The following is a 15,902-nucleotide window of genomic DNA, read 5'->3' on the forward strand; positions in this document are numbered from 1 at the left end:
CCAGAGGCGGATTTATGCCTATTTAAGGGCAGGCGGACCGCACTCCACAATGACCAGTCAGGAAAGCCGTCCGGTCGATGCGGACAGGGTTGACTCCATGCCGAGGCGCGCAGCAAGTTGGGACCTGTGACCGAGCAAACGCTGGGCCGGTTGGCCGAAGAGTCCTGGAACCGGTTCGAGGACTACGACTCGCTGTTCTACGAGGGGAACTGGCACCGCAGCCACAGCCTGGCCGAGCGGGCCAGGAAGGTCTGCGGCGGCTTAGTGGCGGCCGGGATCCGGCCCGGCGACCGGGTCGTCGTCATGATGGCCACCTCGCCCGACGTGCCCGTCGTCTGCCAGGCGCTGTGGGCAGCCGGGGCGGTGGTGACGCCGGTCGTGTTCCTCGTCGGAGCCGCCGAGCTGCGCCACATCGTGCGCGACAGCGGCGCTCGCGCGATCGTCACCTCCCCTGAGCTCCTGCCCACCGTCGAGGCAGCCGAGGTGGACGTACCCATCCATGTCGGCACCGCCGAGCTCGAACGCGCGGCCGAGCACGGGCCGGTGCGGCGCGACCCCGGCGACCTCGCCGCGCTCATGTACACGGGCGGCACCACCGGCCGGGCCAAGGGCGTGATGCTCAGCCACGCGGGCCTGTGGCAGGTGGCCAAGGCTTCCTACGACATGTCACACCAGCCCGGGATCAACCGCGCCATCGTCCCCGTCCCGCTCTCCCACGCATACGGGCTGATCGTCACCGTCGCCGGGATGCACGCCACCGAGCCGCCCCAGGCCGTGCTCATGCGCTGGTTCGACCCCGGGCTGTTCCTGCGGCTGGCCGCCGAGGAGCGCGTGCAGTACGGCACCGTGGTGCCCGCCATGCTGCGGATGCTGCTGGCCGAGCCGCTGGACGAGCACCCGCTGCCCGACCTCGCCTTCCTCACCTGCGGCGCGGCGCCGCTCGGCCGCGAGACGCTGGCGGAGTTCGAGCGCCGGATGCCCGGCGTGCGCGTCCTGGAGGGCTACGGGCTGACCGAGACCAGCGCCGTCACCACCTTCAACCCGCCGGACCGCCCCAAGGCCGGCAGCGCCGGGCTGCCCCTGCCCGGCTACACGATCACGATCCGCGACACGGACGGCGAGGCCGTCGAGCCCGGCGACGTGGGCGAGATCTGCGTGGCCGGCGAGGCGCTGATGCTCGGCTACTGGGGCGAGCACGAGCCCGACCCCGACGGCACCGCGCTGGCCGGCGGCGAGCTGCGCACCGGCGACCTCGGCTGCGTGGACGACGACGGCTACCTGTACGTGGTCGACCGGAAGAAGGACCTGATCATCCGGGGCGGCTTCAACGTCTTCCCGCGCGACGTCGAGGACGCCCTGAACGCCCACCCCGACGTGGTCATGTCCGGCGTCGTCGGCCGGCCGGACCCGCGCCACGGCGAGGAGGTCGTGGCCTTCGTCCAGCTCGGGCCGGGCGCGACGGCGACCGCCGACGAGCTGATCACCTGGGCCCGCGACCGGGTCGGCCGGGTCAAGTATCCGCGCGAGATCACGTTCGTCGACGCCATCCCCGTCACCAGCGTGCTCAAGCTGGACCGCAAGGCCCTGAGGGCCCGCATTCGGGCAGGGCACCTGACCAATCCGTGATAAATGTTGACCGGACAGGAGGTGGCATGAGCCAGCAGGATCAGCCCGGCGGCTATCCGTACCAGCCCTACGGCGCAGACTACGGCTCGCAGCCACCTCCCGAATACGGCTATGGCTACGGCTATCCACCGCCGCCTCCGCGCAACCAGCCCAGCGCCAACGCGATCGTCTCCCTCGTCCTCAACCTGCTGGCCGTGGTGAGCTGCTGCAACCTGCTCGGCATCCCCGGCGCGATCCTGGCCGGCCTGTCGATGCGGGCCTCGGCCTCCCCCGAGTCCGCCCGGTCCATGGTCGTGTGGAGCTGGGTGCTGTTCGGGGCCGGGTTCGTGCTGACCGTCGGCCTGTTCGTCTTCCTCGGCGTCAACGGCTATCTAGAGGACGACTAGCCAGTCCGGGGACTGTATTGGCCTTCGCGCGTGTTGGATAGGCGTCAACCGTAGAAGGGATGCTGGTGAACGACGGCCCGCTCATCGTCCAGTCCGACAAGACGCTGCTGCTCGAAGTCGACCACGAGAAGGCCGACGCGTGCCGGAAGGCCATCGCGCCGTTCGCCGAGCTCGAACGGGCGCCCGAGCACGTCCACACCTACCGCGTGACGCCGCTGGCGCTGTGGAACGCGCGTGCCGCCGGGCACGACGCCGAGCAGGTCATCGACGCGCTGATCAGCCACAGCCGCTACCCGGTGCCGCACGCCCTGCTGGTCGACATCGCCGAGACCATGGCCCGCTACGGCCGGCTGCGCCTGGAGAAGGACCCGGTCAACGGCCTGGTGCTGACCTCGACCGACCGGGCCGTGCTCGAAGAGGTGCTGCGCTCGAAGAAGATCCAGCCGATGCTGGGCGAGCGGCTGGGCGGCGACTCGGTCGTCGTGCACCCGAGCGACCGGGGCAACGTCAAGCAGGCGCTGCTCAAGCTGGGCTGGCCGGCCGAGGACCTGGCCGGTTACGTCGACGGCGAGCACCACACGATCAAGCTCGCGCAGGACGGCTGGTCGCTGCGCCCCTACCAGCAGGAGGCGGCCGACGCGTTCTGGCACGGCGGCTCCGGCGTGGTCGTGCTGCCGTGCGGCGCGGGCAAGACGATCGTCGGCGCGGCCGCGATGGCCCACGCCCAGGCGACGACGCTCATCCTGGTCACCAACACGGTCAGCGCCCATCAGTGGAAGCAGGAGCTGCTCAAGCGCACCTCGCTGACCGAGGACGAGATCGGCGAATACTCCGGCTCGAAGAAGGAGATCCGCCCGGTCACGATCGCCACCTACCAGGTGATGACGACCCGGCGCAAAGGCGTCTACAGCCACCTGGAGCTGTTCGACGCCCGCGACTGGGGGCTGATCGTCTACGACGAGGTGCACCTGCTGCCCGCGCCGATCTTCCGGATGACCGCCGACCTGCAGGCCCGCCGCCGCGTCGGCCTGACGGCGACGCTGGTGCGCGAGGACGGCCGCGAGGGCGACGTGTTCTCGCTGATCGGCCCCAAGCGCTACGACGCGCCCTGGAAGGAGATGGAGAACCAGGGCTGGATCGCCCCGGCCGACTGCGTCGAGGTGCGGGTCACGCTGAGCGACGAGGAGCGGCTGGCGTACGCGATGGCCGAGGCGGAGGAGCGCTACCGGTTCTGCGCGACGACGCCGTCCAAGACGCACGTGACGGAGGCGCTGGTCCGGCGGCACCTGGGCGAGCAGGTGCTGGTCATCGGCCAGTACATCGACCAGCTCGACGAGCTGGGCGAGCACCTGAACGCGCCGGTCATCAAGGGCGAGACGCGGATCAAGGAGCGCGAACGGCTCTACCAGGCGTTCCGCGACAAGGAGATCCAGGTCCTGGTGGTGTCGAAGGTGGCCAACTTCTCCATCGACCTGCCGGAGGCGGCGGTGGCCATCCAGGTGTCGGGCACGTTCGGGTCGCGCCAGGAGGAGGCGCAGCGGCTCGGGCGGGTGCTGCGGCCCAAGTCCGACGGGGGCGGCGCGCGCTTCTACACGGTGGTGAGCCGTGACACGGTCGACCAGGAGTTCGCGGCGCATCGTCAGCGGTTCCTGGCCGAGCAGGGATACGCGTACCAGATCATCGACGCCGACGACGTGCTGGGCGGGGTGTGAGCCCGGCCGCTCCGTAAGAGCGGCCAGGCCAGGTCTAGTGCCTCACGTCCACGAGACTCCGCGGGCCGTCGACAATCGAACCACCCCCCTCACTGCGTCCTCTCATCGGCGCTGCCAGTCCGGCAGCGACATACCCTGATGATCCGACAAACGCACCTGGTATGCCCGGATTTTTCGGTATTTCCCAGCTTCGTTACAGCTAGGTGCGGAGCAGCAGGCCGCCGAGGAACAGCACTCCTTCGGCCGCGATCCACGCCGCGGCCCCCGCTCCCATCAGCCTGCCGAACAGCCGCGGGTCGCGCCGGGCCGCTCCGGCCAGCCAGGCCGCCAGCGTGCAGCCCGCGGCGGCGACGGCGAACAGCCCCGACACCGCGGACACCCCGGCGAGCCGGCGCGAGCAGTCGGCGGCGAGCTCGGTCCCCGAGCAGAACGCCTGCAGCCCCCAGCCCGCGAACACCGACAGCCCCCACAGCGCCGCCAGCAGGAAGCTCGCGACGGTGGGAATGATCGGCGAGATGCCGAGCCGGACGCGCGCCACGCCGGTTTCCTACCCCCTCGCGCGCCCGGCTAAATGCTTTTGAGGCCCACCGGCACGGCCACTAAACTGGCGGATTCGCTGCCTGTTACCACCACCTCCGACCACCACCGGGAGGCGCTTTCGCATGCCCACAGACCAACTGGCTCCCGACATACCCTCCGACGTGCTCGCGGCCGAACAGGCCCACCTGGCCGAGTCCCGCGCCGCGCTGAAGGCCATGCGCGCCCACGCGCAGTCGCTGTCGGCCGACGCCGCCGGCGACTGGGTGTCGCAGCAGATCCTCCAGTCGCTGCTCGACCAGCGGGTCGCCGCGCTGGCCGACCACCCCGACACACCGCTGTTCTTCGGCCGCCTCGACCGGGGCGCCGACGACGACCTGCCGCCCACCATCTACGTCGGCCGCCGCCACGTCCACGACGGCGGCAGCCGGCCCCTGGTGATCGACTGGCGGGCCCCGGTGTCGCGGGCCTTCTACCAGGCGAGCCCGGCCGACCCGATGGGCGTCGTGCTGCGGCGCCGCTTCGGTTATCACGGCGGGGCGCTGACCGCGTTCGAGGACGAGCCGCTCGGCCAGGGCGGCGACATCGGCCCCTCCAGGATCCTCACCGAGGAGATCGAACGCCCCCGCACCGGCCCGATGCGCGACATCGTGGCCACGATCCAGCCCGACCAGGACGAGATCGTCCGCGCCGCGCTCGCCCAGACCGTGTGCGTGCAGGGCGCCCCCGGCACCGGGAAGACCGCGGTCGGCCTGCACCGGGCCGCCTACCTGCTGTTCACCCACCGCGAGCGGCTCGCCAGGTCCGGTGTGATGATCGTCGGGCCGAACCGCGCCTTCCTGTCCTACATCTCCTCCGTGCTCCCCGCGCTCGGCGAGGTCAAGGTCGACCAGACGACGGTGGCCGGGCTGCTCGGCGAGCACGCCGCCGCCGAGGACCCCCTGGTCGCCGCCGTCAAGGGCGACGCCCGCATGGCCGCCGTCCTCGAACGCGCCCTGTGGCTGCACATCGTCAAGCCCGAAGAGGGCCTGGTGTTCACCAAGGGCGCCTACCGGCACCGGGTGGCCGACTACGAGGTGCGCGAGATCGTCGCCTCGCTGCGCGGCACCACCCGCTACGGTCCCGGCCGGGCGGCGCTGGCCCAGCGGCTGGCGCACCTGGTGCTCGTACGGATGGAGCAGCGCGGCGAGTCGCCCGACGACCGGGTGCAGGACGCGGTGGCCCGGTCGAAGCCGGTCAAGCAGCTCGTCGACGCGGTGTGGCCGAAGCTGACGCCGGAGCAGGTGCTGTATCGGCTGCTGTCGGACGCGGAGTTCCTCGCCAAGGCCGCCAAATCCGATTTGTCGCCCGACGAGCAGCAGATGATCCTTTGGCGGAAACCGTACCGGAGCTGGAAGTCCGCGAAATGGTCCGCGGCCGACGCCGCGCTCCTCGACGAGCTCGCCGACCTCGTCGAACGCACGCCCTCACTCGGCCACCTGGTGGTCGACGAGGCCCAGGACCTGTCGCAGATGCAGCTCCGCGCGCTCGGCCGGCGCTGCCGCAACGGCTCCGCCACCGTGCTCGGCGACCTCGCCCAGGGCACCACCCCGTGGTCCACCAGCTCCTGGGAGGACGTGCTGCGCCACCTCGGCCAGGACACCGGCGAGGTCACCGAGCTGACGCTCGGCTTCCGCGTGCCGCGCGAGGTCCTCGACTACGCCGCCCGCCTGCTCCCCTCCATCGCCCCCGGCCTGGCCGCCCCCCGCTCCCTGCGCCCCGGCGCCGGCTCACTCTCGGTACGGCCCGGCGGCGAGCTCCGCCAGGCCGTGACCGAAACCCTGGCCAAGGAGGGCTCGATCGGCGTCATCGTCCCCGACGCGCAGGTGGCGTCCGCGTCCGCCGCGCTCGACGGCGTCGCCCACGCCGTCCTCGACCCCGACGCGGCCGACGAGCACCGCCTGCTGATCGTCCCGGCGACGCTGGCCAAGGGCCTGGAGTACGACCACGTGATCGTGGTCGAGCCCGCCGACATCGTCGACGCCGAGCCCCGCGGGCTCGCCCGCCTGTACGTGGTGCTCACCCGTGCCGTGACGTCCCTGACCGTCCTGCACGCCAAACCCCTGCCCGCCCAGCTCACCGGCTGACACGGCGCGCGGGGCAGTGGCAGCGGCGCCGATCGCTCCTAGGATGACGGGGAAAAGCCATCACCCCTAGGAGGAAACCGTGCCGGCACCGCTGCCACACGAACACCTGCCGTCCGCCCCGGCGCTCGTCGTGCAGAGCGACGACATCACCGACGGCGACCGGCTGAACGACCTCCACGTCTTCAACGACTGGGGCATGACGGGCCAGAACCTGTCCCCCGCCCTGCGCTGGTCCGGCGCCCCCGACGGCACCAGGAGCTACGCCGTCACCTGCTTCGACCCCGACGCCCCCACCGGCAGCGGGTTCTGGCACTGGGTGCTGTTCGACATCCCCGCCTCGGTGACCGAGCTGCCCACCGGCGCCGGCACCGGCCCCGAGTTCAAGGGCCTGCCGCAGGGCGCCGTCCACGCCCGCAACGACTACAACACCAAGGAGTACGGCGGCGCCGCGCCCCCGCCCGGCGACCCGCACCGCTACGTCTTCACCGTGCACGCGCTGTCGGTCGACAGCCTCGGCGTCGACAGCGACACCTCCCCCGCCGCGGTCGGCTTCAACATCACCGCCAACACCCTGGCGCGCGGCCACATCATCGCCCATTACGGCGTCTGACCGGCTCTGATCGGTTCGCGGCCATTTGATAAGTTCGCGAACCATGAGAGACCTCGGGGTGGACATCCGGTTCGGCGGCCCGGGCGACGTGGAGCCCGTCCTGGACTTCTGGCTCCACGCCGCCGAAGGCACCGACCGCCGCGACTCCCCCGACAAGGTCACCGCCCTGCTCGAACGCGACCCGGAGGCGCTGCTGATCGCCGAGCTCGACGGCGCGCTCGCGGGCACCCTCATCGCCGGCTGGGACGGCTGGCGGGCACACCTGTACCGCCTCGCCGTCCACCCGGCCCACCGCCGCAAGGGCATCGCCACCGCGCTGCTCGCCGCCGCCGAACGCCGCTTCACCGCCTTCGGCGCCTTCCGGGCCGACGCCATGGTGCTGCACGACAACACCCTCGCCCACCCGGCCTGGTCCGCCGCCGGCTACTCACCCCAGCCAGAGTGGTCCCGCTGGGTCAAGCCCCTGCCCTGACCGCCCCACCGCCCGGACCGCCCCGCAGGGTCTCCGGCCCCCACCCCCAAGGTCCTCGACCCACGCGCTTCGCGCGCCGGCGGCTCGGGCCGCGTCCAAACGGGGGCAAGCCCCCGCACCCCCGGCAAGGGGCCTCCGGCCCCCTGCACCCCCGAGCGTTACGTACTTACCGCAACCACCAGAACGCCGGCCGAATCGGGACGTCCCAGCGATGCCCCGCCACATGCGGAGCAGGCAGTCCCAGGGCCTTGCACGCGACCACCGAAGCAGCCGCCCGAGAGGGAAGGCGCTGATCTGGCGAAGGCGCCGGCTCTTGTCCACCCTCCCACGGACATGGCCGGTGTGGACGGTCATCCGCAGTCGCTTCGCCTGACCGCCAGGCAGCAGCGGACGAAGTCCTGGACGACGGGGTTGGCGTCGTCGGCCGGGGTCCAGGCGACGCCCACGCGGGTGGGGCTGACGCCGCTGACGGGGCGGTACGTGACGCCTGGGCGGGCGTAGAAGCGGGCGGCGGACTCCGGGGCCAGGGCGACGCCGTAGCCGTTGGCGATGGCGCTGAGCCAGTCGTCGGGCTGGTCCGTGACGGCGCCGACGCGCACCGGGTGGCCGTCGCGCTCGTCCGCCGCCAGCCAGTAGTCCCGCCACGGGCCCGTTTCCACCGGAGCCGCCACGAACGGCTCGTCCCACAGCTCCTCGAAGGCGATCACGTCGCGGGCAGCCAGCGGATGGGCCGAGGGCAGCGCCACCCAGCGGGGCTCGGAGAAGAGCACTTCCACGCGCAGCGCGTCCTGGCCGGGGAACGGCAGGCGCAGCAGGGCGACGTCGACGTCCCCCGTGGCGAGCCCGGCCGTCGGGTTCGACCAGGCGGCCTGGCGCAGGTCGGCCCGCCAGCCCGGCCTGGCACGGGCGAACTCCGCCACGATGCGCTGGGTGGCCTCGTTGGCGGCGCTGGCCAGGAAGCCCACCCGCAGCACGCGGGCCGCCCGGCCGGCCGCCTGCCTGGTGCGCCGCAGCGCCACGTCCCAGTCGGCCAGCAGGGCGGGCGTCCGCTCCGCCAGCGCCAGGCCCGCCTCGGTCAGGGACATCCCGGCCCGGGAACGATGGAACAACTCGGCGCCGAGCAGCGCTTCGAGCTGCTTGATCTGCTTGGTCAGCGCCGGCTGCGACACGTACAGGCGAGCTGAGGCCCGGGTGAGGCTGCCTTCCTCCGCCACGGCGACGAAGTAGCGCAGCAACCTCGTGTCCACATCCATGCCCCCAGGTTATAGACGCAGGTATTGGACGCCGGTGGGGGCGCGGGACAAGGCTGGGATGCGGGAGGAAAGGAGGAAAGGGGGAAAGGCAATGTACGTCGCCTATGTGGTCGTCACGGTGGTCACGATCGTGATCAACCTCTGGGCCGCCGTCGCCGACTTCGCCCGCGCCGAGACCGTCCTGGCCAACGCCGCGGCTGTCGGCATCTCGCCGTCCTGGATACCGCTGCTGGGCCTGCTCAAGGCGGCCGGGGCCGTGGGACTGCTCCTCGGGCTGGTGGGGGTGCCGTTCGTGGGGGGCGCCGCCGCTCTGGGGCTCGTGCTGTTCTTCGTGGGGGCGGTGGCCCTACATGTCCGGCAACGGGTGTTCGGGAACATCGGCTTCCCGGGGGTCTTCCTCGCGTTCGCCGTCGCGTCCCTCGTGCTGGGGGCCGCCGGGTGACGCCCGGTCAGGTGGCCGGTGCGATCGCTTCGCACTCCGACGGGTCCACGGGATCGAGCGCCGAGGTGGTCGCGAGGATGGCGTCCAGCCGGTCACGGGCGGCAAGGAGGTCGGCCGCGGCGGCGCTGAGCCGCTCACGCTCGCGCAGCAGGTCGGGGATCATCCCGCCACAGGCCGGCGCCAGCATCTCGCCGTCGTCGACCATGCACGGGAGCACCTCGCCGATCGTCGTGGTGCTGAGCCCGGCGGCGAGCAGGAGCCGGATGCCCCGCACCGTGGCGGCGTCCTCCTCGCGATACTCCCGATAGCCGCTGGGCCGGCGCAACGGCCGGAGCAGGCCCTGTTCCTCGTAGTAACGCAACGAGCGCACACTGGCGCCCGTGAGCCGCGACAGTTCTCCGATCCGCATGTGACGACCGCCACTTCGAGTTGACTCTCACGCCGATGTGAGAGTCCAGCCTATGTGTATGACAGAACAGCATCCATCCGGACAGAACAGCACCGCGGTCACCGTCGTCGGCCTGGGCCCCATGGGCTTGGTCCTGGCGGAGACGCTTCTCGGCAAGGGCCTGACCCTGACGGTCTGGAACCGCACCCCCGGCAAGGCCGACGCCCTCGCCGCCAAGGGGGCGCGCCGCGCGGCCACCGTCGCCGAGGCCGTCGCCGCCAGCCCCGTCACGATCCTGTGCCCAACGACTACCCGACCACGCACCGCGTCCTCGACGCCGCCGGTGCCGCCTTCCAGGGCCGCACGCTGGTGAACCTCACCTCCGGGACGCCCGCTGAAGCTCGCGACACGGCGGACTGGGCGGCCAGGCGCGGCGTCGGCTACCTCGACGGCGCGATCATGGTGCCCCCGCCGCTCGTCGGCGAGCCCGGGTCGGTCTTCCTGTACGCCGGGCCGCAGGACGTCTTCGACCGCCACCGGGAGACGCTGGCGCTCCTGGGCGACCCCCGCCACCTCGGCGCCGACCCCGGCCTGGCCGTCCTGTTCAACACCGCCATGCTGGAGATGATGTACGCGACCGTGAACGGGTTCCTGCACGCCGCCGCGCTGGTCGGCTCGGCGGGGGTGCCGGCGGCCGAGTTCTCCGAGCTCGCGCTGGGCTGGTTCATGCCCGCGGTGCTCAACCCCGCCTGGCTCGCCCAGCAGGCGCCGAGCCTGGACGAAGGGGCGTATCCGGGGGATCTGGGGACGCTGCAGATGAACTTCAACGCGCTGGAGCACATCCTCCGGACCAGCGCCGAACAGGGCGTCCATTCCGAGCAGCCCCGGTTGATGAAGGAGCTCGCCGAACGGGCGATCGCGGAGGGGCACGGGAGCGAGAACTACTTCGCCATGTTCGAGATCTTCAAGCAGGCGTGAGGGCGGTCCCCGGTCCCCGCGCCGCCTCTCAGACCGCAGGGTGACGACGGCTCCCCACAGGCGGAGGGCAGGCGTCGGCGATGGCCTGGGGGTCCCAGTAGAAGGGCCGGCATTCGAGCATGCGCCCGTCCCGTACGGTGATCAGCTGCATGATCAGGGCGTCGACGTCCCGCCCTGTGGCGCGGGCGCGGAAGCGGACCCGGTTGCGGACGACCACCGTGCTGTCGTCGCCCCAATGCTCCTGCTCCAGGAATTCCATCGACTCCCACACCTCGCTGAAGGCGGCGAGAAAGCGTTCCATCCCGTCATGCCCGCGCCAGGTTCCCGTTCCGGTGAAAGGCAATCCCGGCGCCTGGTGCAGCACCACTTCAGGGTCGAGGTGTACGGCGACGTCGTCGTACGACGCCTTGCCGAATCCGCCGGCGGCGACGTACGCGGCCTCGGCGGCGTAAAACTTCTCCATGACTGCCCAAGCGCTCATTGCCCCAGAGTTCCACCCGGACCGGAACCTGGCTGGCGTGGATCAGACCTGTTTGTCGCGCACAAGAGAAGAAGCCGCCCCTATTTAGGGACGGCTCCGATAAACACATCAGCCCGAGCCGGAAATCCGGACCGGGCTGACGCTATCGCCACGTGGAACGCGATCGGACCTAGAAGTCCATGTCGCCGCCGCCGGGCATGCCAGCGGGAGCGGCCGGGGTCTTCTCGGGCTTCTCGGCGATGACGGCCTCGGTGGTGAGGAAGAGCGCCGCGATGGAGGCGGCGTTCTGCAGCGCCGAGCGCGTCACCTTGGCCGGGTCGAGGATGCCCGACTCGAACATGTTGACGTACTCGCCGGTGGCCGCGTTGAGGCCCTCACCCGGGGTGAGGTTGCGCACGCGCTCGACCACGACGCCGCCCTCGAGGCCGGCGTTGACCGCGATCTGCTTGAGCGGCTCCTCCAGGGCCTTGCGGACGATCGCGGCACCGGTGGCCTCGTCGCCGGTCAGCTCCAGCTTGTCGAAGGCCTTGGCGCCGGCCTGCAGCAGCGCCACGCCACCACCGGGGACGATGCCCTCCTCGACGGCCGCCTTGGCGTTGCGCACGGCGTCCTCGATGCGGTGCTTGCGCTCCTTGAGCTCGACCTCGGTGGCCGCGCCCGCCTTGATGACGGCGACGCCACCGGCGAGCTTGGCCAGGCGCTCCTGGAGCTTCTCGCGGTCGTAGTCGGAGTCCGTGCGCTCGATCTCGGCGCGGATCTCGTTCACGCGGCCGCTGATCGCGTCGGCGTCACCGGCGCCGTCGACGATCGTGGTCTCGTCCTTGGTGACGACGACCTTGCGGGCGCGGCCGAGCAGGTCGAGGGTGGCGTTCTCGAGCTTGAGACCGACCTCCTCGGCGATGACCTGGCCACCGGTGAGGATGGCGATGTCGCCGAGCATGGCCTTGCGGCGGTCACCGAAGCCCGGGGCCTTGACGGCCACGGAGCGGAACAGGCCGCGGATCTTGTTGACCACGAGGGTGGCCAGGGCCTCGCCCTCGATGTCCTCGGCGATGATGAGGAGCGGCTTGCCGGACTGCACGACCTTGTCGAGCAGGGGCAGCAGGTCCTTGTTGGCCGAGACCTTCGAGTTGACGATGAGGATGTACGGGTCCTCGAGCACGGCCTCCATACGGTCGGAGTCCGTCACGAAGTACATCGACGTCATGCCCTTGTCGAAGCGCATGCCCTCGGTGAGCTCGAGCTCGAGGCCGAAGGTGTTGCTCTCCTCGACGGTGATGACGCCTTCCTTGCCGACCTTGTCCATCGCCTCGGCGATGAGCGAGCCGATCTCGGGGTCGGCGGCGGAGATGGAGGCGGTGGAGGCGATCTGCTCCTTGGTCTCCACGTCCTTGGCCAGCTTGGACAGCTCCTCGCTGACCCGCTCCACGGCCGCCTCGATGCCCTTCTTCAGGGCCATCGGGTTGGCGCCGGCGGCCACGTTGCGCAGGCCCTCACGGACGAGCGCCTGGGCGAGCACGGTGGCGGTGGTGGTGCCGTCGCCCGCGACGTCGTCGGTCTTCTTGGCGACTTCCTTGACCAGCTCGGCGCCGATCTTCTCCCACGGGTCCTCGAGCTCGATCTCCTTGGCGATGGAGACACCGTCGTTGGTGATCGTGGGGGCGCCCCACTTCTTCTCCAGCACGACGTTGCGGCCCTTGGGCCCCAGGGTCACCTTGACGGCGTCGGCGAGCTGGTTCATACCGCGCTCGAGACCGCGCCGGGCGTCCTCGTCAAACGCGATCATCTTGGCTGCCATAAGGCTAGACCTCCCAGACACAGGGTGGCTGCTGCGATCGAGCCGACGCCCGCGACGGCATGTGGGCCCGCAGCTCCTTCGGCGGACCCCATCGTCTCGATCCCAGGGTTGGCACTCTGCGACAGAGAGTGCCAACGAATTGTTTAGCACTCTACCCGGTCGAGTGCAAGCCGACAGCACCCCGCCCCAGGTCACGTCGGTACGGCGGGCCCGTGAGCCCGCCGTACGTGAGGGGACGAGAGGTGGCGGTTCGCACGTACTGCGCTGACGTGCGAGCCGCCCGTGCTCACCACGTCAGACCGAGCGGACGGACTCCGCCTGCGGTCCCTTCTGGCCCTGCGTGATCTCGAACTCGACCCGTTGGCCCTGCTCGAGAGACCGATACCCGTCCATCAAGATTGCCGAGTAATGGACGAATACATCCTTACCACCGTCTACCGCGATGAAGCCGTAGCCCTTGTCCGCGTTGAACCACTTGACGGTGCCCTGCGCCACTTCCGACTCCTCTTACTGGGCTCATAGATCCCGCCCATTCCTCCGCGAGACCCACAATCGCCTGACTAATGGATATCAGCCGTACGATCGCACTCGACCATACCTGTGGGAAGGCGTTTGGCAACAGAGTCAATCGGCAAATCGGGTATTTCACCTCACGCTAACTGGTTCAACCTTGTATTTCACAAAAGAGAAGGCGCCCGCATGGGGCGCCTTCTAGAGGGTCGTTCTGGAGATCGGGGGGTTCTCAGCCGCCAGCGACCGCCGGGATGATGGAGATCTGAGTGCCCTCAGGGGCGGGAGTGTCGAGCCCCTCGGCGAAACGGACATCCTCTTCGCCAACGTAAACGTTGACAAAACGACGAATCTTGCCCGATTCATCAAGAATGCGCGCGCCGATGCCCGGGTAGTCGGAGTCGAGCTTGGCAAGCACGTCACGCAGCGTCGCGCCCTCTCCACTCACCTCCGCGTTACCGCCGGTGTAGGTGCGCAGGATGGTGGGAATCCGCACAGAAACGCTCATGGTAAATCTCGCCTTTCCTGGTTGTCAGACAGTCGCGCGGAACGCGTCGAGAGAGGGCCGGATCACGGCCGTGGGGGTGACGTCGGTGACCGCGTCGAGCGTCTTGAGCCCGTCACCAGTGTTGAGCACCACGGTTTCGGCCTCGGGGTCGAGCTGGCCGGTCTCGACGAGCTTCTTCAGCACGCCGACGGTCACACCGCCGGCCGTCTCGGCGAAGATGCCCTCGGTCGAGGCCAGCAGTTTGATCGCGGCGACGATCTCGGCGTCCGTGACGTCCTCCACCGCCCCGCCGGTGCGGCGCGCGATGTCGAGCACGTAGGGGCCGTCGGCGGGGTTGCCGATGGCCAGCGACTTGGCGATGGTGTCGGGCTTGACCGGCTGGACGACGTCGTGGCCGGCCTTGTAGGCGGCCGAGACCGGCGAGCAGCCGAGCGCCTGCGCCCCGAACACCTTGTACGGGCTGTCCTCGACCAGGCCGAGCTGGATGAGCTCCTTGAAGCCCTTGTCGATCTTGGTGAGCTGGGAGCCGGAGGCGATCGGGATGACGATCTGCTCGGGCAGCTTCCAGCCGAGCTGCTCGGCGATCTCGTAGGCGAGCGTCTTGGAGCCCTCGGCGTAGTAGGGCCGCAGGTTGACGTTGACGAATCCCCACTTGTCGCCCAGCGGGTCGCCGATGAGCTCCGAGCAGAACCGGTTGACCTCGTCGTAGGTGCCGTCGATGCCGATCAGCTTGCCGCCGAACACCCGGGCCATGGCGATCTTCGCCTGCTCCAGGTCGGCGGGGATGAACACGCAGGCCTCCAGGCCGGCCCTGGCGGCGGCGGCCGTCACCGCGCCGGCCAGGTTGCCGGTGGAGGAGCACGACAGCGTGTGGAAGCCGAAGTTGCGGGCCGCCTCGACGGCGATGGCCACCACCCGGTCCTTGAAGGAGTGGGTGGGGTTGCCCGAGTCGTCCTTGACGTACAGGGACTTGATGCCCAGCGCCCGGCCCAGGTTGCCCGCCTTGACGAGCTTGGTCCAGCCGGGGTTCATGTTGGGCTTGGACGCGACGTCGACCGGCACCGGCAGCAGCGAGCGGTAGCGCCAGATGTTGGCCGGGCCCGACTCGATGTCGGCGCGGGTCACGTTCCCGAAGGAGTAGGCCGCCTCGAGCGGCCCGAAACACTCCAGGCAGGCGAAGCTGGGGCCCAGCGGGTAGCGGGTGCCGCACTCGCGGCAGGAGAGAGCGACGGCGGGACCGAAGTCGAGCGACATGAAGCGAGGCCTTCCCTCATCTTCGTCCGCGGCCACCCTGACCACGGACCGGAATTGGCACCCTGTCCCGGTCGGCCTCGCAGGTCGCGAGTCACAAGCCGGGAGGGTTGCCGGGGCTTCGCAGGGCCGGTCCCTCCACCCCTCTGGATGAGCAATATTCAGTTGGAGTTGCTGACTCGGACTCTACCCAATCCGAGCCGTGAACTGACCAGTCGTCTCACTCCGCGAGACAACCGGTCTCACCGATAGTCCTCGCCGAGCGCCGCCTGCACGTATTTGCGGGCCTGGTGGATGCGCGACTTGGCCGTGCCGAGCGGGATGTTGAGCTGCTCGGCCACCTCGCTGTAGTCGAGCTGGACGATGTCGCGCAGCACCAGGGCCTGCGCCAGGTCGGGCTTGTCGGCCTCCAGCGCCTCCATCGCGTCGAGCAGGTCGAGCCGCGACCCGGCGATCACGCTGACCCGCCGCACGTCGGGCTTCTGCATGGGCAGCTCGTCGGAGCTCTGCTCCGCCGCCCTGCGCTTCAGCGACCGGTACGTGGTCCGCGCGCAGTTGGCGGTCACGATGTGCAGCCACGTGCTGAACCTGGCGCGCCCCTCGAACCGCCCGATGTTGCGGGCGACGGCCAGCAGGGTGTCCTGGGCCGCCTCCTCCGCGTCCTGGTGGTAGGGCAGGATGCGGGCGCAGTGCCGCAGCACGTCCGGCTCGATCCGGCGCAGGAGCTCGCCGAGTGCGCGATGATCTCCTACGGCGGCCGAGCGGGCGAGTTCTTCGGTTGCCTCATCTAGCGCCATAGCTGGGATCCTAAGGTCGGGAGACAC

18 protein-coding genes and 1 riboswitch are annotated in these 15,902 nt (G+C 70.3%); of the genes, 9 read left to right on the forward strand and 9 right to left on the reverse strand.

The window, feature by feature from the left end; genetic code table 11:
- Positions 1 to 126 precede the first annotated feature (126 nt).
- Genes AB0G11_RS37925 through AB0G11_RS37935 form a run of 3 tightly spaced genes read left to right on the forward strand, consistent with a single transcriptional unit; the run spans position 127 to position 3,724 of the window.
- The gene (locus AB0G11_RS37925; RefSeq protein WP_357591475.1) at positions 127 to 1,626 is read left to right on the forward strand and encodes an AMP-binding protein; all 1,500 of its coding nucleotides are present in this window, start codon (positions 127 to 129) and stop codon (positions 1,624 to 1,626) included.
- A gap of 26 nt (positions 1,627 to 1,652) precedes the next feature.
- A complete protein-coding gene (locus tag AB0G11_RS37930) occupies positions 1,653 to 2,012 on the forward strand; it encodes a hypothetical protein (RefSeq protein ID WP_357591477.1) in 360 nt (119 codons plus the stop codon).
- Between the two features lie 59 nt (positions 2,013 to 2,071).
- Complete coding sequence (locus AB0G11_RS37935) at positions 2,072 to 3,724, forward strand: DNA repair helicase XPB (protein WP_219506264.1); 1,653 nt, start codon at positions 2,072 to 2,074, stop codon at positions 3,722 to 3,724.
- A gap of 199 nt (positions 3,725 to 3,923) precedes the next feature.
- Here the strand turns inward: AB0G11_RS37935 and AB0G11_RS37940 are convergent, their stop codons facing one another.
- Positions 3,924 to 4,262, reverse strand: coding sequence for a hypothetical protein (locus tag AB0G11_RS37940; protein WP_219506262.1), 339 nt, complete (start codon positions 4,260 to 4,262; stop codon positions 3,924 to 3,926).
- A 124-nt stretch (positions 4,263 to 4,386) separates the two neighbouring features.
- Here AB0G11_RS37940 and AB0G11_RS37945 point away from each other — a divergent pair, with 124 nt between their 5' ends.
- From AB0G11_RS37945 to AB0G11_RS37955, 3 genes are all read left to right on the forward strand, one after another.
- On the forward strand, positions 4,387 to 6,387 hold the full coding sequence (locus AB0G11_RS37945; RefSeq protein ID WP_357591479.1) for an AAA family ATPase: 2,001 nt from the start codon (positions 4,387 to 4,389) through the stop codon (positions 6,385 to 6,387).
- 79 nt (positions 6,388 to 6,466) lie between these two features.
- A complete protein-coding gene (locus AB0G11_RS37950) occupies positions 6,467 to 6,997 on the forward strand; it encodes a YbhB/YbcL family Raf kinase inhibitor-like protein (protein WP_219506258.1) in 531 nt (176 codons plus the stop codon).
- Between the two features lie 43 nt (positions 6,998 to 7,040).
- Positions 7,041 to 7,469, forward strand: coding sequence for a GNAT family N-acetyltransferase (locus tag AB0G11_RS37955; protein ID WP_357591481.1), 429 nt, complete (start codon positions 7,041 to 7,043; stop codon positions 7,467 to 7,469).
- Positions 7,470 to 7,819: 350 nt separating this feature from the next.
- Here the strand turns inward: AB0G11_RS37955 and AB0G11_RS37960 are convergent, their stop codons facing one another.
- Positions 7,820 to 8,722 (reverse strand): LysR family transcriptional regulator, encoded by a 903-nt coding sequence (locus AB0G11_RS37960; RefSeq protein ID WP_357591483.1) that lies wholly within the window; start codon positions 8,720 to 8,722, stop codon positions 7,820 to 7,822.
- 91 nt (positions 8,723 to 8,813) lie between these two features.
- On the opposite strand from AB0G11_RS37960, the gene AB0G11_RS37965 reads away from it, so the two are divergent.
- Positions 8,814 to 9,164 carry a DoxX family protein gene (locus tag AB0G11_RS37965; protein ID WP_357591485.1) on the forward strand — a complete coding sequence of 117 codons (351 nt, stop codon included), beginning with the start codon at positions 8,814 to 8,816 and terminating at the stop codon, positions 9,162 to 9,164.
- A 7-nt stretch (positions 9,165 to 9,171) separates the two neighbouring features.
- Here the strand turns inward: AB0G11_RS37965 and AB0G11_RS37970 are convergent, their stop codons facing one another.
- Positions 9,172 to 9,573, reverse strand: coding sequence for a MerR family transcriptional regulator (locus tag AB0G11_RS37970; protein ID WP_219506250.1), 402 nt, complete (start codon positions 9,571 to 9,573; stop codon positions 9,172 to 9,174).
- 58 nt (positions 9,574 to 9,631) lie between these two features.
- On the opposite strand from AB0G11_RS37970, the gene AB0G11_RS37975 reads away from it, so the two are divergent.
- Both AB0G11_RS37975 and AB0G11_RS37980 read left to right on the forward strand, forming a co-directional pair.
- Positions 9,632 to 9,925, forward strand: a complete 294-nt coding sequence (locus AB0G11_RS37975; RefSeq protein WP_357591487.1) for an NAD(P)-binding domain-containing protein — start codon at positions 9,632 to 9,634, stop codon at positions 9,923 to 9,925.
- On the forward strand, positions 9,850 to 10,530 hold the full coding sequence (locus AB0G11_RS37980) for an NAD(P)-dependent oxidoreductase (protein WP_357591488.1): 681 nt from the start codon (positions 9,850 to 9,852) through the stop codon (positions 10,528 to 10,530). Before AB0G11_RS37975 ends, AB0G11_RS37980 begins: the two co-directional genes overlap by 76 nt.
- A gap of 28 nt (positions 10,531 to 10,558) precedes the next feature.
- Here AB0G11_RS37980 and AB0G11_RS37985 read toward each other — a convergent pair whose 3' ends face one another.
- The 6 genes from AB0G11_RS37985 to AB0G11_RS38010 all read right to left on the reverse strand — a co-directional run bounded on the left by AB0G11_RS37985 (position 10,559) and on the right by AB0G11_RS38010 (position 15,875).
- Positions 10,559 to 10,993 carry a nuclear transport factor 2 family protein gene (locus AB0G11_RS37985; RefSeq protein WP_357591490.1) on the reverse strand — a complete coding sequence of 145 codons (435 nt, stop codon included), beginning with the start codon at positions 10,991 to 10,993 and terminating at the stop codon, positions 10,559 to 10,561.
- Between the two features lie 187 nt (positions 10,994 to 11,180).
- Entirely contained in the window at positions 11,181 to 12,809 is a 1,629-nt protein-coding gene (groL, locus tag AB0G11_RS37990) for a chaperonin GroEL (RefSeq protein ID WP_219506245.1), read from the reverse strand.
- Between the two features lie 294 nt (positions 12,810 to 13,103).
- Entirely contained in the window at positions 13,104 to 13,304 is a 201-nt protein-coding gene (locus AB0G11_RS37995) for a cold-shock protein (protein ID WP_090947280.1), read from the reverse strand.
- A 247-nt stretch (positions 13,305 to 13,551) separates the two neighbouring features.
- Entirely contained in the window at positions 13,552 to 13,827 is a 276-nt protein-coding gene (locus tag AB0G11_RS38000) for a MoaD/ThiS family protein (RefSeq protein ID WP_043633550.1), read from the reverse strand.
- Positions 13,828 to 13,851: 24 nt separating this feature from the next.
- Positions 13,852 to 15,081, reverse strand: coding sequence for a threonine synthase (thrC, locus tag AB0G11_RS38005; protein ID WP_219506243.1), 1,230 nt, complete (start codon positions 15,079 to 15,081; stop codon positions 13,852 to 13,854).
- 13 nt (positions 15,082 to 15,094) lie between these two features.
- Positions 15,095 to 15,235, reverse strand: a riboswitch (SAM riboswitch).
- Positions 15,236 to 15,320: 85 nt separating this feature from the next.
- Positions 15,321 to 15,875, reverse strand: coding sequence for an RNA polymerase sigma factor (locus AB0G11_RS38010; protein ID WP_219506241.1), 555 nt, complete (start codon positions 15,873 to 15,875; stop codon positions 15,321 to 15,323).
- Between the last annotated feature and the right edge of the window lie 27 nt (positions 15,876 to 15,902).

This window comes from Nonomuraea sp. NPDC023979 (genome assembly GCF_040639085.1).
GTDB classification, from domain to species: domain Bacteria; phylum Actinomycetota; class Actinomycetes; order Streptosporangiales; family Streptosporangiaceae; genus Nonomuraea; species Nonomuraea ceibae.